Origin of the sequence: Rhizobium sophoriradicis (genome assembly GCF_003939025.1) — a bacterium.
GTDB lineage: Bacteria > Pseudomonadota > Alphaproteobacteria > Rhizobiales > Rhizobiaceae > Rhizobium > Rhizobium sophoriradicis.
This window is the reverse complement of the sequence record NZ_RQIH01000009.1, coordinates 262,920-286,852: the sequence shown is the minus strand read 5'-3', so window position 1 is coordinate 286,852 and position 23,933 is coordinate 262,920. Positions and strand designations below refer to the sequence as shown.

The following is a 23,933-nucleotide window of genomic DNA, read 5'->3' as shown; positions in this document are numbered from 1 at the left end:
CCACGTGGGCGGCTTTTTTATTGCCTCATCAATGGCAAAGTTTTGCAAAGGAAATCAACATGGCTCTGTCTGGTGTGCACGTTCTGTGCGCCTACGCCGGCTCGTATCGGCGGGACAAAAACGAGGCTATCCTCGGAAAATTCATTTGGTCGGAAGCTCCAGCATCCGGAGTGACGACAACCAACGCCGCGCCGAACATCCACGACCTGTTCGGCCAGGCTGTCTATCGCATTCGTGCATCTGCCGACTCCTACGTCTCGATCGGACAAGCGCCGAACGCCTCAACAGGCACGAAGATGTTCGTGCCGGCAAACACGGATGTCGACGTCTTTGTCGACGGCGGCGACAAACTCCAATGGGTAGCCGCATGACGCCGGGCCGACTCGCAGATCTGGTTGCCGGTTGCATCGGTGTGTCTGCGGAGCGTGCGCTGCGCGTGGCGCACCGGCTCCGCGACGCCGGAATGCTTCCGAAAGGCGGACCCGGCCAAGCGCCGGACTTTGGCCGGGCTGACGCGATCACGCTGCTCGTCGCTGTCGCCAGCGGCGCGACACTTCGAACAGTTGCCGAGCGCACCTCCTCCCTTCTCGAAACGACGCCAGGTGGCGCCAACGTGAGCGGTGCGCCGCTGTCCATCCCGCGTACTGCTGAAATTCAGCTGGCCATTCTCGCAAATATGGCAGCGCACGGCGCTTTGGATGGCTTAACGCTAGAGATCGTGCACGGCTGGCCCGAAATCTCTCTGGTCTGGGCTGATGGTAAAGTGCAGCGCTTCCAGGCGGCCGGCAGTATCGCCAATCATCAACCAAGCCATCAGGCTCGTGTCGCTACCACTATCCCGGGTCCGGCATTCGCCAAATTCATCACGGAGGCCGATCATGGCTAAACAGTTCACGGTGCCGTCGCTTGCGAAAGCGGACGTGGAATATGGCGGGCTCGAAGCTAAGCTTTCGGAGTTGTCAGGAGACTCCCAAGGGACGGCAACCGCAATCGCCGACCTGATCGCGGACATCGAAGCCCGACCGGCGCCCCGCATTCGTGTTGACGTCGCCGCTCTGCTTGGAGAGACGATAGACCAGACGCTAAGCGAAAGGCCCGAAAAGCTACGAGCTCTGCGACGTCATGCTGAGGCAGTTGATGCCGCCATCGTGGAGGTTCGGCAACGACTCCGCGATCGGACCGGTACAGCAAGCAAGAAAGCCTGCGACCTGGTCAGAATCGAATACGGCCGTCGGATCGACGCGCTCGTTTCTGCTCTCGACGCAGTCCAGGCTGCTCGTCTCCACGCCGATGCATTGCTGGACGATTTGGAAAGCGAAGGCGTGCAACTCACCTACCTGCCGGCCCTGCGCCCGATTTTCCTTGGGGATAAGAATGACGGGCATATCCACCGATTCAAGCGCGAAGCCATGGAGGCCGGCTATGTCAACTGAGCGCAGAGAACATGAAGCGCGACCCTCCGGTGGCGGCCGTAAGGGTCTGCGGTCGATCAAGATGCCGGGCGAGCAGCGACACGTCGAGCGGTCGGAATCGGCAACGGACATCGCCCGCCGTCTTGCCGCTACGAAGCGCGAAAAGCAGATGAAGGAACGGCTGCGTGGCTGAAGTCTCGGGATACGCGATTCAGTGGAACCAACCGGCAATCATCGCCGGGCTATTTGAAGAGCGGTTTGCCAGAGGCGCGTTCAATCAGAGCCTTATCGACAATCCGGATATTGCGGCGCTTTGGGCCCACGATACAAGTCGCCCACTTGCACGTGTGGCGAACAAGAGCCTCACCCTACGGTCGGACAATATCGGGCTCTGGTACAGCTTCACGCCGGACGAAAAGTCGCCGCTCGGCCAAGAAGTCCTGGCGAGCGTGGGCTCAGGCCTGGTCAACGAAGTCTCGGTTGGCTTCTCATCCATTGAGGAAGAGTGGGACGATAGCGGCAGCTTGCCCAAGCGGCTCATCACTCGGGCTTGGCTCAGCGAGCTCAGCATCGTTTTGTGGGGCGCTTACGGAAAGTCCACGAGCGCATCGCTCTCCGGCCGATCGACGGGCGCCACTCGCGCCGAGGCGGCGATGAAGGCAAGAGGGCTTCCGGTGTGACACAGCGCAGTCCAGAAGCCCAGCGCTATCATGCGCTGTATCGCACCGCGCTTTGGAGGCAGCTCAGGTTGGCACAGCTGGCGCGCGAGCCACTGTGCTGGATGTGCGAAGAACTCGGCGAGGTGACGGCAGCAAACACGGTCGACCACAGGAAGGCGCACAAGGGCGACCCTGCCCTCTTCTTCGACCCTGGCAACCTGGCCAGTCTCTGCCATTCGTGCCACTCACGCCACAAGCAGCGGCTAGAGCGAGGCGGCAAGGTGGTTCGGTATGGCGGTGATGGCTATCCGGTCGACTAGGCCGGAGGGGGCCATCAAGTCTTTCCGACCGTTTCCCTTAGGGACCGCTGCGGGCCATTCGCGCACATAACGGAGTCCCCCGTTCGAGAAAATATTCGGAGGCGGCAGATATGGCCGATTTCAAGGGTTTTGGCCTGCCAAGGCCCCCAAAACACCTCGATCGAACGACCGCCAAATGGTTCAAAAGTGTCGTGGAGGAGTGGGATTTAGACGATCATCACGTCCGAATCCTCACCCTTGCGTGCGAAGCTTGGGACCAGGTGCAAACCTGCCGCGAGGTGATCGCCAGAGACGGCCACACCTATAAAGACAGGTTCGAGCAGCCAAAGGAACGGCCGGAAGTATCGATCATGCACAACGCCAGGCTGGCATTCGCACGGCTCGTGAGGGAGCTTGACCTGGATTTCGACGGCGGCACTGACACCGCCCGTCCGCCCGCTCTCCGCTCGAATCGGAGGTAGGAATGCCTCGTAAACGACGTAGAGCAAAAGACCGGCCAGACGATCTCGCCGCCTGGTCGATGATATTCCAGTCGGGATACGACTTCTTTGGCGACGGCGCAGACGCTGGAATCAAGGTGGACAAGTACGGTCGGCCGGTTACTGATGACGTCCGATCGGCCTGGACTGAACTCGGCCAGCAGTTTCTGGATCAACTCCCTGACAAAGAAAACGAGCCGTGGGCGGTTAGAGAGTTCGGGCAACCTGAGGCCGGCCGAAGACGCCGCCGGCGTTAGTTGGTGCCGCTCATCATTGCCATAAATGACCGTACCGCGGCGGTCGCTCCCTCTTCTTTGCCGAAGACTACGACGCTTGCCAAGGAGCCTTGATCTGCGTTTTCACCGAAGCAACTCAGCAGCACCAGTGCTCCGTCTTTTTCTCCCCAGAACAGCTTCTCACTCTTTTCTAGTTTGGATAGCTGCATCGAAGATATCGCTGTTTTGAGGTCTTCCTCACAGTCCGCGTCGGTACGCCAACTCCGGCTGGGAGTCCTCCATTCAAACCAAACGTTGCTCAAATCGAGATTTGGGGCGTCAGCTTTATTGGTGGTTCTGCCGCTGCCGCCGCCCGGTGTCGGCCCGATGACAAAACCCCACAGGTTGATTTCGGCGTTGTTGTAGGCGCGATGCGTTGCGATGAAAAGCAAGGCAAGCAAGTTGAGAGCAAGTACGCACACAAGAACTAACGCAAATATTCGGAATAGTCGCCTACCTTCCGACGTGGCGAGAAGTGCCGACATCATATCCTTAAACATGAGTTCGCCCCTCAGAGAACCACATTTATCATGCGCGCTCTTTCTTTTATTCACAAGAGAAACCGCGCCCATCCTCAACCGGACCCCGTACACTGGGCGTCATCAAAGGAAGACCTATGGACAACTTGGGCCGCGCCACCGCGGCAGCGCGCCGCAGCGCGCGTGATCCGCAACCCGACGAAGAGCAGCCGGAAGATCGGGTCGAAGGAGAAACCTTCGACGACGGCACGACATGGAGCGATGGCTCCGCCTGCAAATAAACCAACAACGGCTCGCTCACGCGAGCTCTTCAATTCTAGGAGCAATCTATGGCCGCACCAACTGCCGCAGTCGTCTGGGGCGACTATAACATCCCCGGCGATCCCTCGTCTGGTAACAAACAGCCGAAGAAGTCTGAAGCTCGAGCTTGGGGCGCCTGGCTCGAATCGTTCATCACAGGAATTGGAACCACATCCGCTGGATCAATCTATACCACCAGAGCCCTGCTGTTTGCCGACCTTGTCCATGATCAGAATGACGCCGCATGGGTCATCCAGGATACGACTGTCGCCTATAACGGCATCTATCGTAAGAACGGCGCTACCGGAACTGGATCGTGGACACGTGTGGCAGATCTGCCATATTCGTTTATCGAGGCAAATAATGCCGGCGCCGGGACGGCGAATGCTGTCGAGGCGACAACCACCATCCCAGTTGTCGAATCCGCACTGGTCCTGCTTAACTTTACGGCCACCAATACCGGCGCCATGACCGTTAGCTTCAATGGGGGGACTGCGCTCGAAATCAAATCCAATGCAGGCAACGACATCGCGCCAGGTGGCGTCGTCGCTAATATGTTGGTCATTGGCCGGCAGATTGGATCGACCTTCCGAATCGTCACGGACCAAGTATCTTCTGCAATTGTTGCGGCCGCCGAGGCAGCGCAGGCGGCGGCGGAATCGGCAGCATCTGCACTGATGTTCAGTGTTTATCCTGACGTGGCGACGGCGCAGGGAGCCACCATCAATGCTACGGCAAGCTACATCGCTATTGCGTCGTACACACCACAGCCGCGGTTCTATAAACGCTTCGCCACGAACCCTGGCTCTGGTGATCGCTTCCAGTCTGCCGATGGCGCTTGGTGGCAGGGGGTTCCTCTTCCCGGCACCACTATCGACTATGTGAACGCGATCCAACACTCCAGCAACGCGTCATTGGTCTCAGGCGACCTCGATCTCGCGCACCGCTGGACTATCCCGATCGGCACGACTTACACTGTGACCCTTCCGGATCCATCGCTGTATGTTGGCCGCGTGCTCGATATTGGCGTCAACGACAGTTCCCGCGGCAAGTTGGGCGTGGCCTACACCACGAACCCGATCGGCAAATTCGCGGCCGGCGGCCTGTTCTTGTGGGCCGGCGAAAACATGACGCTGATCGCCCGGGCGACGGAATGGGAAATAATCGGCGGCCGCTGCATTCCGTGTATGCTGTATGCGACGGCACCAGGGCCAGACGTTGGCATGGCCAGCGGCGCCGTCGTTAATGTCAACGGCTGGCAAACTGCCCTTGGCGGCACCATTCAGGCGGGTGCTGAGCATGCGATCAATGGCTCTGGTCAGATCGTCATCCCCAGGCAGGGGTTCTACACGCTCGACTTTGATGTGGCCTTTGCTTGGAGTGTGGCGCCGACGGTGCTGTTCGCGTCCGCGAATGGCAGCAACACGTTGAATCGCTTTTTTAGCCGCCTGCAGGGCATCAATGAGGTGCTGCATGCAAAGCAGGCCAACGCCTTTGCGGCAGGCACGGTATTAAGTCCATGCGCATCCCAGAGCGATGGCGGATCAATCGCGATACGGTCAACAACCTATGGTCCGCCACAGTTCAAGCTGATCGAGTCTCCTCAATGGTAGGCACTGATGAGGGGCGGGCCGAAGCCCGCCCTTTCTTGCAACCCATCGATCCTATAGACCATTTTTGGCGTGCATCATTGTGAATCGAGGGGGTAGACGCCGTGCCTGCAAAGCAGAAACACATTGTCATCCGAAGCGGTACAAGATCGACGTCGGTCGCTTGGTTGACGTTGCAGAACGATTTATCGATCTCGCTCGGGCTACGACACCGAACTTACGTTGTTCCGGAATTCTTGGAGCAAAGGCTCGTTTGGAGTATGTTCAACAGGGAGACCACACACTATTCGATACGAATGGTTCCTGACGTCGACGCCACCTTGCTGCGAAGCGTGCCAAATCCCCATTTCACCTATCACCCCGCTAGCCAGCTTTTCCATTTGACCTCCAAAACGAAGGGCTCGAAGCACCAAAAGAGCGACGGGAAGGTGCTATATGAGGCAATAGCGCCCGTACCTCTAATTCTCAGGGACCAAAGAGAACTGCCAATCGTTGATTGCGTAACCGGACCAATCTCGGAGTTTCGTGACCGCTCCGTTCGCTACGACCCAGGTGTGGACCACGAGGAGATCGGGTTTGATGTTGGAAGTGAAAACTCATCCGTGCGCGTTAGGATGTCGTTCGTTTCGCCTGGAGATCGGGATGAGACGTTGCATCGTTACCAGTTTGATTGGGGTGAAGTCGCATGCCGCATCCAACTGAGTGCTGAAAATCCGCAATTGCCAAAGCTCGGATGGGTGTACATCGGATAGTGGCGGTGCCTAGCGGCGGCTATTGCGCCGCCATTCCCTCAGTCCTGGGTCGCACTACATCCATTTTGTGGAGATGAGGTGGAGGCGGAGATGGATGAGCGCAGCAGCCTGCGGGCGGTTATGATTGCAATGTTCCTGGTGGCGCTGTTCATCGTCGGGATTTACGCCAGTCAGTACATCGGTCTTCTACCGCGGATGTGATGCGAGGCGGGTCGCGAGGCTGCTTGATCCGCACGCCACCTAGCTAAGAAACACGAATAACCTCGTTCGAAAGAAGCAGTAGAAAAGTTCCGTCATCTAAACGCTCGGCGACGTCGCCATCTTCTGTGACGTAGTCGACTCGTGGACTTGCTGACTGAGGTGCCCGCATTTGTTCAATCACCGTGTAATTGCGGCCGGCTCCGTTCGAACAGTGGAACCGCTGCGTCTCGACATAATTTGTCATGATCATCGCTCGGACGGTTTTTTACCTTCCGATATTTGGCAATTGATCTCGCAGAGTCAAGAAGAGCGACGTCCTTCAAAAATCGAAGCTCTTATCGTCTTTGTACGCTCGGCGAAATTCCTCTTCCCACGGATCGTAGAACTTGATCGCTTTCGGAGGCGGGGGGCGCTTTTGCGGCTCGTCAACTTTGTCTTGATCTTTTGAATCGGTCATGGCGTCACCTCTTGGTGGCGTCTTTTAGCCGCGCGAGATCGGTACGTCGACTTGAGTTCAAACACATTTCGTGGACGCCCGTAACAAACGGCGGGCTTTGGCCCGCCTTTCAGCAGTTAGTTGCTCGACGATTGCGCACGGATCTCTTCCAAAACCACATTTGATTGAACGCGACGTGGGTCACTTGCGTTGAGCGCTCCTTTGAAGCTGCTTTTCAGATTGCCACCGTCGGTGAGCGCTTGCGTTCTCATGCGGTAAGCTTCTCCTGCCGTTGTGACGCTTCCGAAATCCACAACCAAGGCTCCACGATCGCCGCGGATTCTTCTCTCGCCGCTGGTGAATCGGCTCCTCTCAGTGATTTTGCCGCCGTATTTGTTTGCGACATGCAAACCGAACGCTACGAGATCAACCGCATTTTTTGTGAATATATTGAAATGGAAATGTACGATGGTCATGCTGCTATCCCAAAACATCTCGACCGGCTTAACTGGCACGCGCGAATCTCCTCAATGAAAATCAACCCGAGCGTTATTGTGAAAAGGTTGAGGGAGTGTAAGCGCGGTTTGCCAGCCGAACCGGTGGCCGTTGACCAGTCACCAATCTGTTGACGACCGAAACGTTTGATGCGTTGCATGTTGCGCAACCAGCGTACATGTTGCACGGTAGCTTTACCTTATCCGGAGGGGAATGGCCCTGACCATCCCCCTCCTTTGCGGGTACAGCTCCAGCCGCTGAGGGACGACATCGTTGTGTTTTCCAGGCACAGTCGTTTCCTTGGCGGCCGTTGCATTATGGCTGAAATCATTGATGCTGTGCGCGGCGGCGGCGTTTAATCCACATGTTTATCCATGGGAAAATCTACGCGTTCCCGCCGACCTCCCCGTCTTCATCGAGCTCGTGGACGGGCAGATACGTGTTCTGCTGCAACCATTCCCTGACGATCGTCCTTATCGCGTCGTTGCGCGACAGCCCGAGCTCGCCGGCCACCTGCCGCAGCGCGTCCTCAATGTCATTGTCAAATGTGGACGCAGGTTGCTGAATCGGGATCACATTATCCGTCGCCATTTTCAAAACTTCCAATCACGGTAGGTGTCCATCCGCTTCACCTCGGCGCGCCCTTCATCCGTGACGAACCACTCGCGCCGGCCGCTGGCGTTTTTGGCGCCGGCACGCACCACACCCACTTTGGCCAGGGTTTCCATGGTCTTGTCTCCCGCCTGAGGGATCAGGTCTGTTGTCAAATAGTCGGGATGCGCGACCATGAAGCGTAGAATGCGCTCCTCACGGGCGTCGAGGCCGTGAATTGGTGCGTGTTTTGCTCGCTGACGATCTTGCTCCTCCCAGTACTCAAACCCTTTCTCCTCTGATTCTCTCTTGGCAGCGCGCTTCTGCTTAACTGGATTCCCTCTGATATCCTCTTTGTAAACGGTCCTGAAGATTCGGAAGAGATCGTCTTGTTCTCTAAGGCTGACCTCTTGCACGACGATAAACCAAGCGTACCACTCGTTGCCCGTCTTTTCGTCGATGTGCCGAAGGAAGTACCGACCGACCACCTCGGCTATTACCGTTCCATTTTTGTGGATCGCAAGGGCGTAGCGATCGCCAAAGCCGGGAACAGTACCGCCGAGGTCGGAAAGCGAGAACGTGGCATCGAGATAGAAGGATCCATGTTTCTGTCGCTGAATGAAATAGACCTTGTCGTCGACGATAATAGACACGAGGCTAGGCCGGATCGCGCAGGCGAACACCGGGGCCGCCCATCCCCGAGTATTCGCCGTCGATGAACGTGACGCCGGCCGCCTCGAGAGCCACTTGTATTTTGGAAACCGTGTTGCCCGTAGCTGATAGCAATGGACCGTCGATTTTTTCCAGTCGCTTGATAGTCTCGACGGAGACGCCTCCAGCCTGCGCAAGCTGTTTTTGTTCCCACTTGATTATAGCGCGGGCGCTCCGGATCTGTGCCCCGGTAATCATGAATACACCTCATAGGTAAAATTATGCACCTGAAGTGTTGACACCTCAGGTGTGTTCATGTACCCATAAAGTGTCACGACGCCAAACGCAACGAGGAGCATCCAATGACCATCCACGTATCTACTGATGACAGAACCCTTTTGCCTCGCGGCCTCATCAAGAGACCGGCCAGCCAGGCAGAGGCAAGAATTGTAAGAAAAACGAAGGGTTTCATCAGCGCGATGAACGCTGCAGATGAGACCCACGAAGCAGACCTAGCCAAGGCACTCATGTTTTCCATCGATGTCATGAGGGAGCGTGCCGCTTCCATAGACGCGACCACTCCTGAGTTTGCCATCCTGCAGCTCGCGATGGCAATTGGAGAGCTCGACCGTTTCGACGGCTCCTGGATCTCAGACGAACACGAAAGCTTGAGACAGATCCAGCGACTTGCCGCATCCGTGCTCAGTTTCATTGAGCGCGAAACCGGCGTACCGCGCGAGGACGTTGCAGCAGATTATTTCGCCGGCCAGCGGCCAGCGACGAACTGAAGTTTCCATCCTGCCGGCCCATCACCCGGCAGGCGAGCGACGCCGCTTGACACGGCGCCGCGGCCGGGCGCGGCTCAGCTCTTTGAGCGCGCTCGGTTCAATTCGGCCTTGCCCTGGGCCGACCAGCGGTCAGCCGTTGTCGCCGCATGATGCGGCTGGCCGCTCACATATACCGATGGCCGGCGCGATCACCACCTGCCCCCACACAAGCAGCGCGCCGGCCGGTTCTATTGACGTGACAGGGGTGTTTACACTTCACTCTTCCCAACGAAACAGGAGGATCGATGCCAGTTGCCGCAAATGACAATATCGCCACAGACGCGCCGCTGCGGCTGGCACATATCATTCCTCTCGCCTTCCCGCATGGCGGCATAACGGTAAGCGGGCTCCGCAAAGAGGCGGCACGCGGCCGGCTTATGATCATGCGCATCGCGGGCAAAGACTTCACCACACTGCAAGCCATAGAGGAGATGAAACAAGCATGTCGCGTGCCCGCAAACCTGCCCGCCTCTGGCTACGTCCAGCCAACAAAGATCGCGCCGCGGTCTGGGTCATCCTCGATGGCGGCAAGCAATTCGGCACAGGCTGCAGTGAGCATGATCGTTCAGGAGCTGAAAAAGCGCTAGCCGAACACATTGGTAGGCAATTCCTCGCACAGCCGCCATCAAAAAACCGGCCAGCTTCGGAAGTCACGATTGCGGAGGTTCTAGCTCACTATCTGTCACTCAAAAAGGATTCCTCCACCCGACCGAAAGAGCTCGCAGCGCGTGCTGAGAACCTCATGTCATACTGGGGCGACAAGACGCTTGACGACATCACGAGCGCGACATGCGCCGAGTACGTTAGGGAGCGTCGAACGTCGAACGGTGCGCGCCGCGAGCTCGAGGATCTGCGGGCAGCTTGCCGACAGGCGATCGCCGATAAGGTAACTCGGGAGGCAGTGACCGTCACGCTCCCGCCGAAGGCGAAGGGCCGAGTCAAGCACCTGGAAAGGTCGACGATGGCGAAGCTGATTTGGGCCGCTTACAGGAAGCGCAGCAAGTATCGTGGCGTGCCCAACAAGTGGCGTCCAACCATACATATCGCTCGGTTCACACTGGCCGCCGTCTACACCGGCAGCCGCTCGGCTCGCGTATGGCAAGCATCTTTCGTCAAGGAGGAAGGCCGGCCATACATTGATCTCGACGCTGGCGTCTTTTACCGCGCGTGGGATGGCGAAGCCGTCGCCGATAACAAGCGCGCTCCTCCGATTCGCCTTCCAGGCCGCCTGCTCGCTCACATGCGCCGTTGGCACCGCATGGGCGCCAGATATGTTGTCGAGTACAACGGCAAGCCCGCGGATCCGAAGCGGGCTTTCAGGAACCTCGTCGATCAGGTTTTAGGTGACGATGCAGCCGGCGTTGTCCGCCACACCTTAAGGCACACGGCTGCCACCTGGCTAATGCAGGCCGCCGCTGACAAGTGGGAGACTTCCGGCTACTTGGGCATGACGCTTGAGACGCTCGAGAAGACATACGGCCATCACCATCCAGATCACCAAGCAAACGTCGGCGCAGCCTTCACCACAGGCCGAGCGGGGAGGAAAAAATGACCATCCATTGCCGCATTCGTTGCCGTGATTTTTATGGGAAGGTCTGTTGGAAACGAAAAACCCCGCCGAAGCGGGGTTTCTAGCTGGTCGGAGTGGAGTGATTCGAACACTCGACCCCCACGTCCCGAACGTGGTGCGCTACCAGACTGCGCTACACTCCGTGACCAGCGGCGCTTCTATAGAACAGCCTATCTGGTTGCACAAGCGCCAAAATTCAAAAACCCGACGGAATTTTTGACGGGTTGATGACCGGGGCTGGAAGGAGCTGCTGCAGCAAAAAGACACACCCCGGGCAAATTAATCGGAAGTGCGAAAGCGGCAATTTTCTTTTGCCGGGTTCCGCGCTAAAGGGCTCGGCGGGACAGGCGAAACCGCCGCGACGGCGGCTTCGCGGCCAATGCGTCAGAGATCAGGGACGACACGATGAAACTCCGCACCATCACCGCGGCCGGGCTTGCAATTGCGCTGGCCGGATGCACGACCATTCCTTCCGCCGGCAATCCGATCGAGGCCCGCTGGGTCGGCAAATCGGCCGGCATCTTCTTTGCCGCCTACGGGCCGCCGATCAGCGACCGCGAGGAAGGTTCGAGCACCATCTATACCTGGCGCGGCGGCTACAAGACCGTGCGCATTCCGGCGAAATATGCCGAAGGCGCCGATGGCAAGCGCGGCAAACAGATCGCCGCCGCCCGCACCGCCTATCTGCGCTGCCAGGCCGAAATCACCACCAATTCCGACTATACGATCCGCGACATCCGCACCGTCGCCGATATTCCTGGTGTCAGCGGCCCGTCCTATTGCGCCGAGTTCCTGGCGCCGGAACAGAAGTAACGGACGGTTCGTCCGGTATAAAGAAACAGGCGGCCGAGAGTTGCCTGTTTTGTTTCGGGCTCCTGGCCTTTGGGCGGAGTGGCAGAACGAACGTTAGGTTGTGCCGAGCAGCCCCCTCATCCGACCCTTCGGGCCACCTTCTCCCCGCTGGGGAGAAGAGGGAGCAAGTCGCTCCGACACAGGCAAACAGAACCATCCTGCTGAAATGCACTCCATCCAAGAGGATCGATGGTGAGGCCGCGCGTTCCCCTCTTCTCCCCAGCGGGGGTCCGAAGGACGGGTCGAGACGCGTGGCTCGACCCCGGCGGGTGGCCCGAAGGGTCGGATGAGGGGGCTGCACGGCACGGCGTCAGCGACAACAGGTCGCCGCCGAGCGCCGCTGCAGCTCACCCCTCCGCCGGCCCGTAAAGGCCGAGCTGGTCGAGCAGCGCCCGCTGCCGGTCGGCGCTTTCGACCAGCAGGCCGGTGTAACGCTCGACGATCCGCGCCTGGTGCCCCCGATCGGAAACGGCCGAAAGCGCGCCGGTGATCGCCGCGATCTTTTCCGAGACCTGGCGCAATTCCTCGAGCAGTTCCGCCTTGCCGCCGGCTTCGGCAACCACCTGTTTCGTCACCTTGCCGATACCGGCCGGCGTGCGGCTGCCGCCGGAGACGTAGCCTTCCGGCAGGTCGCCTTTGAGATTGACGACGGATTTGAAGCGGATGACGTCGAAGATCTGGTCGACCGCCTGCTTGGCGCCGGTCACCCGCGACGGGTGGTCGGTGTCGGCGGCGGCATGCGGCAAGAGCTCCAGCCTGCCCTTGTGACGCTCCTCGAGCGGCAGGTAGGGCAGCATCGGGCCGCTGAGCGTGCCGGTCGCGGCATCCCTGAAGAGGTCGGCGTCGATCGCCGCATGAGCGATCTTGCCGGAGGCAAGTGCGGCATCCAGCGCGCCCGTATCGACGACTTCGCCGCGGTCGTAATTGACGAGCACCGCGCCGTCCTTCATGGCGGAGAGCACCTTGGCATCGACGGTGCCGGCATTGGAATAGGTGCCGGTCGAAGCATCCAGGCGGCCGAGGCCGATATGGACGGAGAGCACGTCGGCGCCGGCTGCCGCTTCGACCGGGCTTGTGGCATAGTCGAAGCCCTCGGCCTCGATCCAGCGCTTGTGATGCTCGCGGGCATAGATCGCCACCTTCATGCCGAAGGCTTTGGCGAGCTTGGCGACTTCGCGGCCGATATTGCCGTAGCCGAGGACGGCGAGCTTGCGGCCCTCGAGCTTTGCCGTCGGGAAATCCTTGAGCTGGCGGCCGGTATCGAAATCGCCGCCGGCGACCATGCGGTGCAGCCGGTCGACCGGCAGGTCGGGAACGACCTTCAGGATCGCCTTGAAAGCCATCTGGGCGGTCGCCCGGCTGTTGATGCCGGGTGTGTTCATCAGGGGCGCAGTGCCGCCCTCGCCGTTACCGCCGCCCCAGGAGGCCGAGGCCATATTGCCGGTGCCGGCGCCGATGCGCACGCCGCCGAGCGGGAAGACCGAAGCCTTCGGGATGAAGGTCGCCGCCGCGATCAGCGCATCATACTGGCCCTTGTCGGTCTGCGGCAGGATCTCCGCCTCGGTGCTGAGATTCGGCTGGTAGAAGAAGTGGATGCGGCCCTTTTCGAGGCTGGCGCGATCACCGAGCGGGCCGAGATGGAAGCTGCCGCCCTTCTCCTCGATATAGGCCTTGACCTCGCTATAATCAGGCTCGCCGTCGGCGCCGAAACGCAAGCCGATGAGATCGGCGATCAGTACGGTATAGGCGCGGTTCGGATCGTCCTTACGCATAGCGCCGTCGGCCTTGGTGGGCGCCTCGAAGGTCACGCCGTTTTTGGCGAGCTCCTCCTCGAGCACGACGATCTTGGCTCTGAGATAGGCATATTGCAGGTTTTCCAACAGCGCCACGACATCGTCGGGCTCGCGGATGCCGCCGACCCAGGCGCGGTAATCGCCTGGTGTGCCCGGGAAGGCATTGACGTAGCGGGCCGCATCGAGGCCGGGCTCGTATTCGCCGTTCGGATGGGTGATGCCCTCATAACCGAGCAGCTGCTTGGAGCGGGCGATGATGCGGGCGTGGATGCCGGCATCGGTAATGTCGGTGTCCTCGACCTTCAGCAGCGTCACGGCGGCGCCGCGGCGCTCGGCATCGGTGACGGTCAACGACAGCAGCGGGTGCGACTTGACCCATTCGTCGATCACGGCGCGGTTGGCGGCGGAGCGGCGGTTGAGCTCGACGACGGAGCCGACCCGGGCTTCCGACTGCAGCAGGCCGAAGGTGGTCTCGGCAAAGGCGAGCGCGCTGTAGGTATTGATGACGCCGCCGAGCATGCGGTCTTCGCCGGCATCGTAGAACGGGCCGGCATCGACGGAGCGCTTGGCCGAAAACGGCTGCCGGGGATCGATCGGCGGCGCGATCTTCAGCTGGCGCGGGATCGCCCAGGCCGGATCCTGCTGATTCTTCTCGATCAGCGCCAGCGCATGCGGCGTGAAGGAGGCGACGAAATAGCCGGAGATGCCGCCGATCGCCTTCTGGAACGGCATGAACAGGCAGCACTTCGCCATGACGGCGCTGACGAGCTCCGGCTCCCACGGCATAGCGCCGAGCATCGAAGTGGCGTCGAACACCGCATGGCGGTTGGCCGGATCGCCGTCGAGCCAGCTCAGCAGTTCGCGGATCTCGGCGCTGGTATAGGCATTGGCGCCTGTCGTCTCGTGACCGACGCCGACGAAGATCGACACGCCGAGGGCCGAAAGCTCGGCCGCCGTCGGGATCACCCCCTCGGAGGCGGCGAAATGAATGCGGCTCTCGCAGCCCTTTTCGGCGAAGCGCTGCATCTCGATCAGCTGCGTCGCCCAGGACTGGCGGAAGAAGCCGGCGGCCTTGGACGGATCGCTCTCCGGCCGCGGCGTATCGACATAGACGCGCTGGGCGGGGTCATTGGCATTCATCAGGTGCTGGATGCAGACGGTGAAACCGCTATGGCCGCCGCCGAGCCCGACCGCCATGCGGTTCTCCTTCGGGAAGCCGAAATAACGATGGATCGCCCGCATCATGTCGGTCAGGATCTTGTCGGCCGGATAGCCGCGATGCATGCTGCGGGAAATCTCGGCCGTGGTGAAGCCGCCGATATCGTTGCCCCGGTCGTCGAACTTGCGATAGGTCTTCTCGATCCAGGCGTCGAAAGCGATGCGCCTGAGGCGGCTATCGACTTCATCGGTCGTCGCATCGGTGATCGGCCCGACGCCGAAAAACGGGTTGGACGGCAGTTTCGGCGCACCCGACGCGGTCTGTCGAAGGGCGTTCAATCGCTGTTCCTGCATCTGCGCGATATCTGTCATGGCCTGCCTGTCTGTTTTTCGAAGCTGAAGTTGCCGTCATGGTGAAGCGACTGCTCGGGCGAGACAACCTCATATGCGCCGCAGGAGAGGCGAAACGCGTCATTGGGGGCCGTATCGTTGATGATGGCGCGTATGGGCAGCGGCACGCGACGCGCTTTCCTGCCTGGAGATCGGCGGTCCTGGGATGACGGAGGATAAGTGGCGCCCGGGACGGCGCGGCAGAGGTGGTGCCGCAAGCTGCATCGCCGGTGCGTCTGGCAACAAAGCCAACCACACCCTCCGTCATCCCAGGGCTTGACCCTGGGATCCACAACCAAGCACGCGGACTTCTAATTGCTCTGCAGTGGGGCGCCTTCGCGGTCCACCTAGTGCCAGCCGCATGGATCCCAGGGTCAAGCCCTGGGATGACGGAGGAGAGGTGGTGCCCGGATGACGGAGGAGAGGTGGTGCCCGGTTGGCGGTGGAGAGGTGGTGCTGGGACCAAAAGCCGCGCCGGACGCGATGAAACGAACCGCGAGCGCGGCGCCGCAAACTGCGTTGTCGGTGCATCTGGCAACAAAGCCAACTACACACTCCGTCATCCCAGGGCTTGACCCTGGGATCCACAACCAAGCACGCGGACTTCCATTTCTCCGCATGGAACGCCTTCGCTGTTCGCCCGGTGCCTGCCGCATGGATCCCAGGGTCAAGCCCTGGGATGACGGAGGAGAGGTAGTGCTAGGGTGACGGTGGAGGTGTGGTGCCCGGTTGGCGGTGGAGAGGTGGTGCCGGGGGTCGACGGAGCAGAGATAGTGCCGGGACCAAAAGCCGCGCCGAGCGCGATGAGCGAACCACGAGCGCCGCGCCGCAAGCTTCACCGCCGGTGCGTTTGGCGAGACGCCAACTACACGCTCCGTCATCCCAGGGCTTGACCCTGGGATCCACGGCCACGGACGCGGACTTCTATTTCTGCAGTGGGGCGCCTTCGCTGTTCACCTGGTGCCAGCGGCATGGATCCCAGGGTCAAGCCCTGGGATGACGGAGGAGAGGTGATGCTTGGATTGACGGTGGAGAGGTGTTGCCGCGACCCACGAGCCGCGTCGGCTGCGATCAAGCGAGCAGCACGGCAAGCTCCCTCGCCGGCGCGTCTGGCGAGAACGCCAGCCACACGCTCCGTCATCCCAGGGCTTGACCCTGGGATCCACAACCAAGCCGGCATGGCAGGATATGTCTACATCGTCACGAACCAGAAAAACGGCACGCTTTATATCGGCGTGACATCCGATCTGGAGCGACGCATCCATGAACATCGCGAGGGGCTGACGCCGGGCTTTGCCTGGAAATATGGCTGCACCCGTCTCGTCTGGTACGAGGAACATTGGGACATCGGCAGTGCGATCCAGCGCGAGAAGTCGTTGAAACGCTGGAACCGGCAATGGAAGCTCGATCTGGTCGAGGCGATGAATCCCGGGTGGGATGACCTTTATCTGACGCTCTGGTAATGCCGGCTGCGCTCCTGTCGTGCCGGCCGCATGGATCCCAGGGTCAAGCCCTGGGATGACGGAGGAGAAGTGGTGCTCGGGATGGAAGAGGAGGCGTGGTGCCAGGTCGACGGAGGAGAGGTGGTGCCTGGTGGCGCAAGAGAGGTAGTGCCGGGTTGACGGTGGAGGCGTGGTTCTTGGTTGGCGGTGGAGAGAGGCAGCGGGTAGACGGAGCAGAGGTGGTGCCGAGGCTCACAGCCGCGCCGGGCGCCAATGAAGCTGAGCCGAGTGCGGCGTCGCAAGCCGCATTGGCGGTGCGTTTGGCGAGACGCCCACCACACTCTCCGTCATCCCAGGGCTTGACCCTGGGATCCACGACCAAGCGCGCGGCTTCAATTGTCTCGCTGAGTCGGACGCCATCTCAGTCCACCCAGTGCCAGCCGCATGGATCCCAGGGTCAAGCCTAGGATGACGGAGGGAGGTGGTGATCCGGTTGACGCAGGAGAGGTGGTGCCCTCCCCTGCATCCCACTCACGCCTACGCCGCCTCCCCCTTCTCGGCCACGCTCTCCGCCAGCTTGCGCGCCGCGACGAAATCGACCTTGCCGGAACCCAGCACCGGCACCTTGCCGATGGTGACCTCGGCCGGGACCATCATGTCCATGGCGCCCTTGGATTTGGCGAAGGCGAGGAATTCGGCGCGGGTGGCGGTTTCGGCTTCGGTGAGCAGCACCAGGCGTTCGCCCTTCTTGGGGTCGGGCAGCGAGGAGACGACGGAGAGGGCGCCGGGCCAGAGCTCGGCGGCGAGTGTTTCGACGGCGGCGAGCGAGATCATTTCGCCGCCGATCTTGGCGAAGCGTTTGGCGCGGCCGCGGATCTTGACGAAGCCGTCCTCGTCGATGGTGACGATGTCGCCGGTATCGTGCCAGCCATCGGCGAGCGGCTCGAGCACGCCGGGTTTTTCGGCGCGGAGATAACCGGCCATGACATTGGCGCCGCGCACATGCAGCCTTCCGCCCTCATCGATGCCGGGCACCGGTTCGAGCTTCCATTCCATGCCCGGCAGGATTTTGCCGACCGTGCCCGACTTGTTGTACATCAGCGTGTTGATGGAAATGACCGGCGCCGTCTCGGTGACGCCGTAGCCTTCGAGGATGCGCAGGCCGAATTTTTCCATATAGGTGTTGCGGGTCGAGGCTTTCACCGGCTCGGCGCCGGAGAAGATATAGCGGATCGAGCGGAAATCGTAAGGATGCGCGGTCCTGGCATAACCGTTGAGGAAGGTATCGGTGCCGAAGATGATCGTGGCGTTGGAGACATAGATCAGCTCCGGCACGATGCGGTAATGCAGCGGCGAGGGATAGAAATAGACCGGCACGCCTGAAATTAGCGGCAGCACGGTGCCGGCCGTCAGCCCGAAGGAATGGAAGACCGGCAGGATGTTGAACACCTTGTCGCCGCTGTGGAAATCGATGCGGGCGGCGGCCTGGGCGGCGTTCGACAGGATGTTGCGGTGGGTCAGCACCACGCCCTTCGGCGTGCCCTCGGAGCCGGAGGTGAAGAGGATGACGGCCGGATCATCCGGCTGGCGTTTCACCAGCGGGCGCGCCTTGCGCAGGAGTCCGCGGATCTTGTCGACCGCGCTGACCTCGGCTCTCAGATCATCGAGCCAGACGATCGTCACCTGCTTTTCCAGCTCCTCGACAACCGGGCCGAGCTTGGCCTGGGCGACGAAGGCGCGCGAGGTCAGCACATGTTTGATCTCGGCGGCCTTGCAGGCGGAGAGGATGTTGGCGGCGCCCGCGGTGAAGTTCAGCATGGCCGGCACCTTGCCCGCGCTCATGACGCCGAGAATGGTGGCGGCGGCGCCATTGGCATTCGGCAGCATGACGCCGATGTTTGCCTCCGGGAAGCGGGCGCGGAACTTGGCGCCGAGCACGGCGGCACCGGTCAAGAGCTTGCCATAGGTGAGGCTGCCGGTGACCGGATCCTCGACGGCGAGTTTTTTCATCCCGAATTCCTGGGCCGCCTGGATGACGCGGGTGAGCACGGTGGACGAGGTATCGGCGGTCTCGAACAGCAGGTTCGACATCACCTGATAGAGGGCAGCGCCTGCCGCCGTGCGGCGCTTGCGGCCTTTCAGCTCCGCCGGCACTTCCAGCTTCACCGGCTCGAGAATGGTGACCTTGACCTTGGGAAACAGCCGGCGGCGGATCTTGCCGTTGTCGAGATAGGAGAGATAGCTCTTCTCCAGCCCGTCGATCTTGACGGGCACCACCATCGAGCCTGTTTTGTCGGCGACCATGGCAGCACCATCATAGACCTTCATCAGCGTGCCGGTCACCGTCAGGCGTCCCTCGGGGAAGATGCCGATTGGGCTGCCATCCTGCACCACCTTGATCAGCGAGCGCGTCGCCATCGGCTTGGTCGGGTCGAGCGGCAGGAATTTGCACATTTTCAGGAAGGGCCGCACCCACCAGGCCTGGGCGATCTTGTAATCAACGGCAAAGGTGGGCTCTTCCTCGGTGATGGCGAGCGCCAGGGCGCCATCAAGCAGGCTGACATGGTTGAGCGCAATGATCGGCGCGCGGCCGGCCTTCTTGATATTCTCCAGCCCCTCGACCTCGAGGCGCATGAAGGCGCGGAACAGGATCGAGATGAAATCGCGGAACGGGTTGGTCGGCAGCGTCTTCAGCATCAGCCAGGCGACGGCGAAATTGAGGATGCCGAGGCCGATCAGGATTTGAGGTATGGAGGCGCCGAGCGCCTGGATGACGGCGACGAGGCCGAGGCCGACGGTGATGAACAGCGCCGAGAGCACGTTGGCCGCACCGATGACGCGGGCGCGGCGGTCCTCATGCGCCCAGGTCTGCAGGCCGGCGAAGGTGGGAACGGCGATGAAGGCGCCCGCGATCGCCATGCCGGCGAGATCGATGGCGACGCGGATGGTGTTTTGACCGGCGAAGAAATCGAGGATCGTCGTCGCATGGGTCGTCGATTGCAGGCCCCAGAGGTTCCAGGCGAGATCGAGGCTGAAGAGGCCGAGCAGCGCCGTGCCGACCGGGGCCGGCAAGAGCACGATGCGGCCCGACGACATCCAGGCGGCGATCGCCGAGCCGACGGCAACGGCAATGGCGAAGACGGTGAGATAGGCCGGCACGACGAGCTCCGAGCCGCCGAGCAGCTCGGTCACCATGGTCGGCAGGATCGACAGAACGAAGGCGCCGACCAGCCAGAACCAGCAGTTCATCAGCGCCGAACGCCACAGCCGCTTGTCCTGCCGGATTTCCATCACCAGCGTGTAGCTGGAGCGGATGACATTGCGGTCGATCTGCAGATCCGGCGCCTTCGAGCCGGTCGGCGGGATCATCCGGCTCGCCAGCCAGCAGAGCAGCGACAGGCCCATCATCATCGAGCCGAACAGCAGCACATTGTCGCCGCTGGAAAAGGCCAGGGCGGCGATGATCGTGCCGGCGAGGATGGCGATGAAGGTGCCGCCCTCGATCCAGGCATTGGCCTTCGGAAGGTCGCGGCGATCGAGATGATCGGGCAGGATGCCGTATTTGATCGGCCCGAACAGCGCAGAGACGACACCGAAGCCGAAGAGCGCGACCATCAGCACTGAGATGGAGGAGAAGCCGAGGCCGACGACGGCAAGCGCGGCAATGCCGATCTCTGAGCGTTTCAGGAGTTCGGCGACCTTCGCCTTGTCGTGCTTGTCAGCCAGCTCGCCGCCGAGTGCGGAGAGCAGCAGGAAGGGCACGATGAGGATGACGCCGGCAAGCGTCACCAGGGCAGCACCTTCGCTTGCCGACATCTTGAAGAGAATGAGGAACACCAGCGTGTTCTTCAGAAAATTGTCGTTGAAGGCCGTGAGGAACTGGGTCCAGAACAGCGGCGCGAATTTCCTAGACATCATCAGATTGTGTTGCACGGGCTTGGTCCCTCTTTCGGCAGCTCGAGAAGGCCACAGAGTTGTTACCCATTGGTTGAATGCGGCAACAACTCTGCGCTGTGGTTAAGGAAGATCAATCTTCATCGCTACGATTGAATTTGACGAGCAGTTTTTCGGTGCGGGCGTCCTCGACCTTGCGGATCAGCTTCTCGGATTCGGCATTGTCGCGCAGCGTCTTGGTGATGTTCACCGTGGTCTGCACCAGCATCAAGATGCCCATGGCGAGATAGCCTTTGCCCCAGAGATCGAGCGGCATCATGTAAAGGCCGAGCGCCAGCATGAAGGCGGCGGCGCCAAAGGAGATGTAGGAGAAGCTGACCCAGCTGGCGGAATGTTTCTGGAAACTGTCGTTCATTGCAGTGACCCTTCAATTTTTAGGGGTGAATGGTGGGATGGATGAATTCAGGCGGCCGGGGTGATGCGGCTCTTCAGCCGGGCGAGCACATCATCGGCCGATGAGGTGAGCGGCGCGCCGCAGCCGGCATTGGCGAGCTTTTCTATGATGCCGGCCGGCCGCGTGGCGCTTTCCATGTCCTTCAGCGCGGCGGCGGTCAGTTCGTTCTGGCTTTGGCGCAGGCGCAGCCGCGCTAAGGTCTCCTCGGCCTCGTCGAGGGTGGCAAGGCCGGGGCCGGCGACGACGACATCGAGCTTCTGCGCCTCTTCGGTGGCGCGGGCCAGCCGCTCGCCGCGCTGCAGCTCCTGCAGCCGCGCCTCGGCCGAGCGGACGATGCCCTTCAGCTTGCCGATCGAGGTGGTGAACTGGGCCTGCGCCGCGACCGACGCATCGCGCTCGGCTTCGAGAAAGGCGATCGCCTCGGCCGCCTCGCGGGCCAGGCTCTCATTGCCCTTATCCAGCGCTGCGCAGGCGCGGGTCTCGAGATCGGCAATGCGGGAAAGGATCGTCTGATGCTGCGCCTTCTCCTGCTCGTTCTGGGCGATGGCGACGGCGACGCTGCGCCGGGCCGACTGGATCGCCTGGGCGGCATCGCGGATCTGCTGGGCAAGCAGCGGCACGGCGTGGCGATCGGCAAAGGCCTGCTCGGCATCATGCGCCCTGCCCCGCAAGAGAATGGAAATCAGTTTGAACATTTCTTGCCTCCGGTTTATGAACGTTGTTCACGAGTGCTGTTATGGCAGAATCATGAACGACGTTCAAGATAAATTTTGAACACCGTTCAAAAAATCGAAGTGGAATGGTTAATGGCCGGCAGGCGAGAAGAAAAACGCGAGGATCTGAAGGCGCGGCTGATCGAGGCGGCGCGCGAGCGCATCGCCCGCGACGGGCTGACGAACCTGCGCGCCCGCGACATCACCCAGGACGCCGGCTGCGCGCTCGGCGGCCTTTACACCGTCTTCTCCGACCTCGCCGAGCTCGTCATCCACGTCAACTCTTCGACGCTGAAGGCCTTGGAGGCGAAGCTGACCCTGCCCGAGGCCCGCGACAAAAGCCCGACCGACCGCCTGCGCAACCTCGCCCAGGGCTACCTCGCCTTCGCCGTCGAGCACCGCAACCTCTGGAAGGCGCTGTTCGACCACTTCCCCCCCGACACCAGCCCGACGCCGCAATGGCACCTCGACGAACACCTCTTCCTGATGGACGTGATCGCCGAACCGCTCGCCGAACTGCAGCCCGACATGCCGCCGCAAGACCGCGCCATCCGCGCCCGCACCCTCTTCGGCGCCGTCCACGGGGTGGTCAGCATCAGCCTGGAGGGCCGCTTCGTGGGATTGCCGCTGGAGCGGCTGGCGCGCGAGGTGGACGAACTGGTGCAGACGATTGCGGCCGGGGCGGAGCGGCGGCGGGAAGCGGGCGAGTGAGGCCTGACGTGGCGGCGGCAAGTATGAGTGCGGCCCGCGGACGAGCTTGGCGGCCGGAAGTGGGCTTGAGCATGCCCGGCGGTGGGGTTTGGCAGCGACGCTCCCCCACTCTCCGTCATCCTCGGGCTTGACCCGAGGATCCACGCCCGTCGCCGATGACGCCGACGGACACCGTCGTCAAGACGCTGAAATCACAGCGAAAAGCATCCCTCATCCGCCTGCCGGCATTGCGGGTCCAGCCGAAGTCTCCCCCCTCTCCGTCATCCCAGGGCTTGACCCTGGGATCCACACGCAGCACTCGACGTGCACACGTTCACGGATAGATGCCCTGCCGTTCCCACTGCCGGCGGCCAGCACAGCACTCGCCGCATGGATCCCAGGCTCAAGGCCTGGGATGACAGAGTGTGTGGAGGCGCCCTGCCAAGCTCCAACCTCACCAATTGCCGCACCATCTCACCTCCAGCCAATCCCCACTCCCCACCCTCCGTCGTCCTCGGGCTTGACCCAAGCACCCCCACCCAAGCACTCTGCCCCCACCACGCCACCGCGAAAGGAAACCCCATGAGCCGCATCTTCATCACCGGTTCCACCGATGGCCTCGGGCTTGCCGCCGCCCGCACCCTCATCAGCCAAGGCCATGACGTCGTCCTCCACGCCCGCTCCCGCGAGCGCGCCGCCGCCATCGCAGACACCTCAGCCACCGCCCTCGGCCTCGTCATCGGCGATCTCGCCAGCGCCGCCGAGACGCGCTCCATCGCCGAACAGGTCAACGCCATCGGCCGCATGGACGCCGTCATCCACAATGCCGGCATTTACCTCGAACGCAGCCGCGGCGAAACGCCTGAAGGTCATGCCAAGACGCTGGCGGTCAACGTGCTCGCCCCCTATCTCCTCACCGCCTGGATCACCCGCCCCGACCGCCTGATCTATCTCACGAGCGGCATGCACCGCAGCGGCGCCGGCAGTCTCGACGATATCGACTGGAAGCGGCGGCCATGGAACGCCAGCCAGGCCTATTCGGAAAGCAAGCTCTACATCGCCACCCTCGCCGCCGCCCTCGCCCGCCACTGGCAGGATGTCTTCAGCAACGCCGTCGACCCCGGCTGGGTGCCGACCAAAATGGGCGGCGCCGGGGCGCCGGATGATTTGGAGATGGGGCATCTCACGCAGACGTGGCTGGCGACGAGCGAGGAAAGCTCGGCCAAGGTCAGCGGCGGGTATTGGTATCATCGGCAGCGGCGTGAGGCGGCGGCAGAGGTTGGTGATGTCGGGTTTCAGGATGCCTTGGTGGGGAGGCTCGCGAGGTTGACGGGGGTGAGTTTGTTTGAAGAGCGGGGGTAAGGCGCGAGACGCCGATCGCCCTTATGTCCGCCGACGTCTCGCAGAGCGCTCTTTTTTCTTAACAGAAAGCAAGCCGAGCATCCGGAGCCTCCTTGCGACTGACATCTGCATATAAGCCCGAGGTTCAC

The 23,933-nt window shown here is 61.4% G+C and carries 25 protein-coding genes, 1 tRNA gene and 1 pseudogene; 15 read left to right on the top strand and 12 right to left on the bottom strand.

The window, feature by feature from the left end:
* Positions 1 to 59 precede the first annotated feature (59 nt).
* The 7 genes from EFR00_RS17545 (at position 60) to EFR00_RS17515 (ending at position 2,852) form a co-directional block, all read left to right on the top strand.
* Entirely contained in the window at positions 60 to 371 is a 312-nt protein-coding gene (locus EFR00_RS17545) for a hypothetical protein (RefSeq protein WP_077990884.1), read from the top strand.
* Positions 368 to 886 carry a hypothetical protein gene (locus EFR00_RS17540; protein ID WP_077990885.1) on the top strand — a complete coding sequence of 173 codons (519 nt, stop codon included), beginning with the start codon at positions 368 to 370 and terminating at the stop codon, positions 884 to 886. Before EFR00_RS17545 ends, EFR00_RS17540 begins: the two co-directional genes overlap by 4 nt.
* Positions 879 to 1,433, top strand: a complete 555-nt coding sequence (locus tag EFR00_RS17535; protein ID WP_077990886.1) for a hypothetical protein — start codon at positions 879 to 881, stop codon at positions 1,431 to 1,433. Before EFR00_RS17540 ends, EFR00_RS17535 begins: the two co-directional genes overlap by 8 nt.
* Positions 1,423 to 1,605: a hypothetical protein gene (locus EFR00_RS17530; protein ID WP_077990888.1), complete on the top strand. Its 183-nt coding sequence runs from the start codon at positions 1,423 to 1,425 to the stop codon at positions 1,603 to 1,605. Before EFR00_RS17535 ends, EFR00_RS17530 begins: the two co-directional genes overlap by 11 nt.
* Positions 1,598 to 2,092 carry an HK97 family phage prohead protease gene (locus EFR00_RS17525; protein ID WP_077990889.1) on the top strand — a complete coding sequence of 165 codons (495 nt, stop codon included), beginning with the start codon at positions 1,598 to 1,600 and terminating at the stop codon, positions 2,090 to 2,092. Before EFR00_RS17530 ends, EFR00_RS17525 begins: the two co-directional genes overlap by 8 nt.
* Positions 2,089 to 2,391, top strand: coding sequence for an HNH endonuclease signature motif containing protein (locus EFR00_RS17520; protein WP_077990890.1), 303 nt, complete (start codon positions 2,089 to 2,091; stop codon positions 2,389 to 2,391). Before EFR00_RS17525 ends, EFR00_RS17520 begins: the two co-directional genes overlap by 4 nt.
* Positions 2,392 to 2,501: 110 nt before the next feature.
* Positions 2,502 to 2,852 (top strand): P27 family phage terminase small subunit, encoded by a 351-nt coding sequence (locus EFR00_RS17515; RefSeq protein ID WP_077990891.1) that lies wholly within the window; start codon positions 2,502 to 2,504, stop codon positions 2,850 to 2,852.
* Positions 2,853 to 3,123: 271 nt separating this feature from the next.
* Here EFR00_RS17515 and EFR00_RS17510 read toward each other — a convergent pair whose 3' ends face one another.
* On the bottom strand, positions 3,124 to 3,645 hold the full coding sequence (locus EFR00_RS17510) for a hypothetical protein (protein WP_077990895.1): 522 nt from the start codon (positions 3,643 to 3,645) through the stop codon (positions 3,124 to 3,126).
* 116 nt (positions 3,646 to 3,761) lie between these two features.
* Between EFR00_RS17510 and EFR00_RS33060 the strand changes: the two genes are divergently transcribed.
* Both EFR00_RS33060 and EFR00_RS17505 read left to right on the top strand, forming a co-directional pair.
* Entirely contained in the window at positions 3,762 to 3,905 is a 144-nt protein-coding gene (locus EFR00_RS33060) for a hypothetical protein (protein ID WP_167482296.1), read from the top strand.
* A gap of 48 nt (positions 3,906 to 3,953) precedes the next feature.
* The gene (locus tag EFR00_RS17505) at positions 3,954 to 5,537 is read left to right on the top strand and encodes a hypothetical protein (RefSeq protein WP_077990897.1); all 1,584 of its coding nucleotides are present in this window, start codon (positions 3,954 to 3,956) and stop codon (positions 5,535 to 5,537) included.
* Between the two features lie 1,269 nt (positions 5,538 to 6,806).
* Here the strand turns inward: EFR00_RS17505 and EFR00_RS33055 are convergent.
* The 5 genes and pseudogenes from EFR00_RS33055 to EFR00_RS17480 form a co-directional block, all read right to left on the bottom strand.
* Complete coding sequence (locus EFR00_RS33055; RefSeq protein ID WP_167482295.1) at positions 6,807 to 6,944, bottom strand: hypothetical protein; 138 nt, start codon at positions 6,942 to 6,944, stop codon at positions 6,807 to 6,809.
* Positions 6,945 to 7,060: 116 nt separating this feature from the next.
* A complete protein-coding gene (locus EFR00_RS17495) occupies positions 7,061 to 7,399 on the bottom strand; it encodes a hypothetical protein (protein WP_125864854.1) in 339 nt (112 codons plus the stop codon).
* Positions 7,400 to 7,802: 403 nt separating this feature from the next.
* Positions 7,803 to 7,955: pseudogene (locus EFR00_RS17490) on the bottom strand (CopG family transcriptional regulator); the annotation flags it as partial.
* A 56-nt stretch (positions 7,956 to 8,011) separates the two neighbouring features.
* Positions 8,012 to 8,662, bottom strand: a complete 651-nt coding sequence (locus tag EFR00_RS17485; protein ID WP_125864853.1) for a hypothetical protein — start codon at positions 8,660 to 8,662, stop codon at positions 8,012 to 8,014.
* Between the two features lie 4 nt (positions 8,663 to 8,666).
* Positions 8,667 to 8,918 carry a helix-turn-helix domain-containing protein gene (locus EFR00_RS17480; protein WP_077990909.1) on the bottom strand — a complete coding sequence of 84 codons (252 nt, stop codon included), beginning with the start codon at positions 8,916 to 8,918 and terminating at the stop codon, positions 8,667 to 8,669.
* A 104-nt stretch (positions 8,919 to 9,022) separates the two neighbouring features.
* On the opposite strand from EFR00_RS17480, the gene EFR00_RS17475 reads away from it, so the two are divergent.
* Positions 9,023 to 9,448 (top strand): hypothetical protein, encoded by a 426-nt coding sequence (locus EFR00_RS17475; RefSeq protein ID WP_077990912.1) that lies wholly within the window; start codon positions 9,023 to 9,025, stop codon positions 9,446 to 9,448.
* Positions 9,449 to 9,929: 481 nt separating this feature from the next.
* Complete coding sequence (locus EFR00_RS17465) at positions 9,930 to 11,039, top strand: site-specific integrase (protein WP_077990914.1); 1,110 nt, start codon at positions 9,930 to 9,932, stop codon at positions 11,037 to 11,039.
* Positions 11,040 to 11,123: 84 nt separating this feature from the next.
* On the opposite strand, the gene EFR00_RS17460 is transcribed toward EFR00_RS17465, so the two are convergent.
* Positions 11,124 to 11,200: transfer RNA gene (locus EFR00_RS17460), tRNA-Pro, on the bottom strand.
* Between the two features lie 262 nt (positions 11,201 to 11,462).
* Between EFR00_RS17460 and EFR00_RS17455 the strand changes: the two genes are divergently transcribed.
* Positions 11,463 to 11,870: a hypothetical protein gene (locus EFR00_RS17455; protein ID WP_039618367.1), complete on the top strand. Its 408-nt coding sequence runs from the start codon at positions 11,463 to 11,465 to the stop codon at positions 11,868 to 11,870.
* Between the two features lie 386 nt (positions 11,871 to 12,256).
* On the opposite strand, the gene EFR00_RS17445 is transcribed toward EFR00_RS17455, so the two are convergent.
* Both EFR00_RS17445 and EFR00_RS33050 read right to left on the bottom strand, forming a co-directional pair.
* Positions 12,257 to 15,232 carry an NAD(P)-dependent oxidoreductase gene (locus tag EFR00_RS17445; protein WP_039623084.1) on the bottom strand — a complete coding sequence of 992 codons (2,976 nt, stop codon included), beginning with the start codon at positions 15,230 to 15,232 and terminating at the stop codon, positions 12,257 to 12,259.
* A complete protein-coding gene (locus EFR00_RS33050) occupies positions 15,229 to 15,378 on the bottom strand; it encodes a hypothetical protein (protein ID WP_167482294.1) in 150 nt (49 codons plus the stop codon). Before EFR00_RS33050 ends, EFR00_RS17445 begins: the two co-directional genes overlap by 4 nt.
* Positions 15,379 to 16,428: 1,050 nt before the next feature.
* Here EFR00_RS33050 and EFR00_RS17440 point away from each other — a divergent pair.
* Positions 16,429 to 16,713: a GIY-YIG nuclease family protein gene (locus tag EFR00_RS17440; RefSeq protein ID WP_039618365.1), complete on the top strand. Its 285-nt coding sequence runs from the start codon at positions 16,429 to 16,431 to the stop codon at positions 16,711 to 16,713.
* 516 nt (positions 16,714 to 17,229) lie between these two features.
* On the opposite strand, the gene EFR00_RS17435 is transcribed toward EFR00_RS17440, so the two are convergent.
* The 3 genes from EFR00_RS17435 to EFR00_RS17425 all read right to left on the bottom strand — a co-directional run bounded on the left by EFR00_RS17435 (position 17,230) and on the right by EFR00_RS17425 (position 21,735).
* Positions 17,230 to 20,625: an acyl-[ACP]--phospholipid O-acyltransferase gene (locus EFR00_RS17435; protein WP_077990917.1), complete on the bottom strand. Its 3,396-nt coding sequence runs from the start codon at positions 20,623 to 20,625 to the stop codon at positions 17,230 to 17,232.
* A 94-nt stretch (positions 20,626 to 20,719) separates the two neighbouring features.
* The gene (locus EFR00_RS17430) at positions 20,720 to 21,001 is read right to left on the bottom strand and encodes a YiaA/YiaB family inner membrane protein (RefSeq protein ID WP_011424367.1); all 282 of its coding nucleotides are present in this window, start codon (positions 20,999 to 21,001) and stop codon (positions 20,720 to 20,722) included.
* Between the two features lie 47 nt (positions 21,002 to 21,048).
* Positions 21,049 to 21,735, bottom strand: a complete 687-nt coding sequence (locus EFR00_RS17425; RefSeq protein ID WP_039618361.1) for a PspA/IM30 family protein — start codon at positions 21,733 to 21,735, stop codon at positions 21,049 to 21,051.
* Positions 21,736 to 21,846: 111 nt separating this feature from the next.
* On the opposite strand from EFR00_RS17425, the gene EFR00_RS17420 reads away from it, so the two are divergent.
* Together EFR00_RS17420 and EFR00_RS17415 are read left to right on the top strand one after the other, a co-directional pair.
* Complete coding sequence (locus tag EFR00_RS17420) at positions 21,847 to 22,464, top strand: TetR/AcrR family transcriptional regulator (protein ID WP_039618359.1); 618 nt, start codon at positions 21,847 to 21,849, stop codon at positions 22,462 to 22,464.
* Positions 22,465 to 23,025: 561 nt separating this feature from the next.
* Positions 23,026 to 23,805, top strand: coding sequence for an SDR family NAD(P)-dependent oxidoreductase (locus EFR00_RS17415; protein ID WP_039618357.1), 780 nt, complete (start codon positions 23,026 to 23,028; stop codon positions 23,803 to 23,805).
* The last annotated feature ends 128 nt before the right edge of the window (positions 23,806 to 23,933 follow it).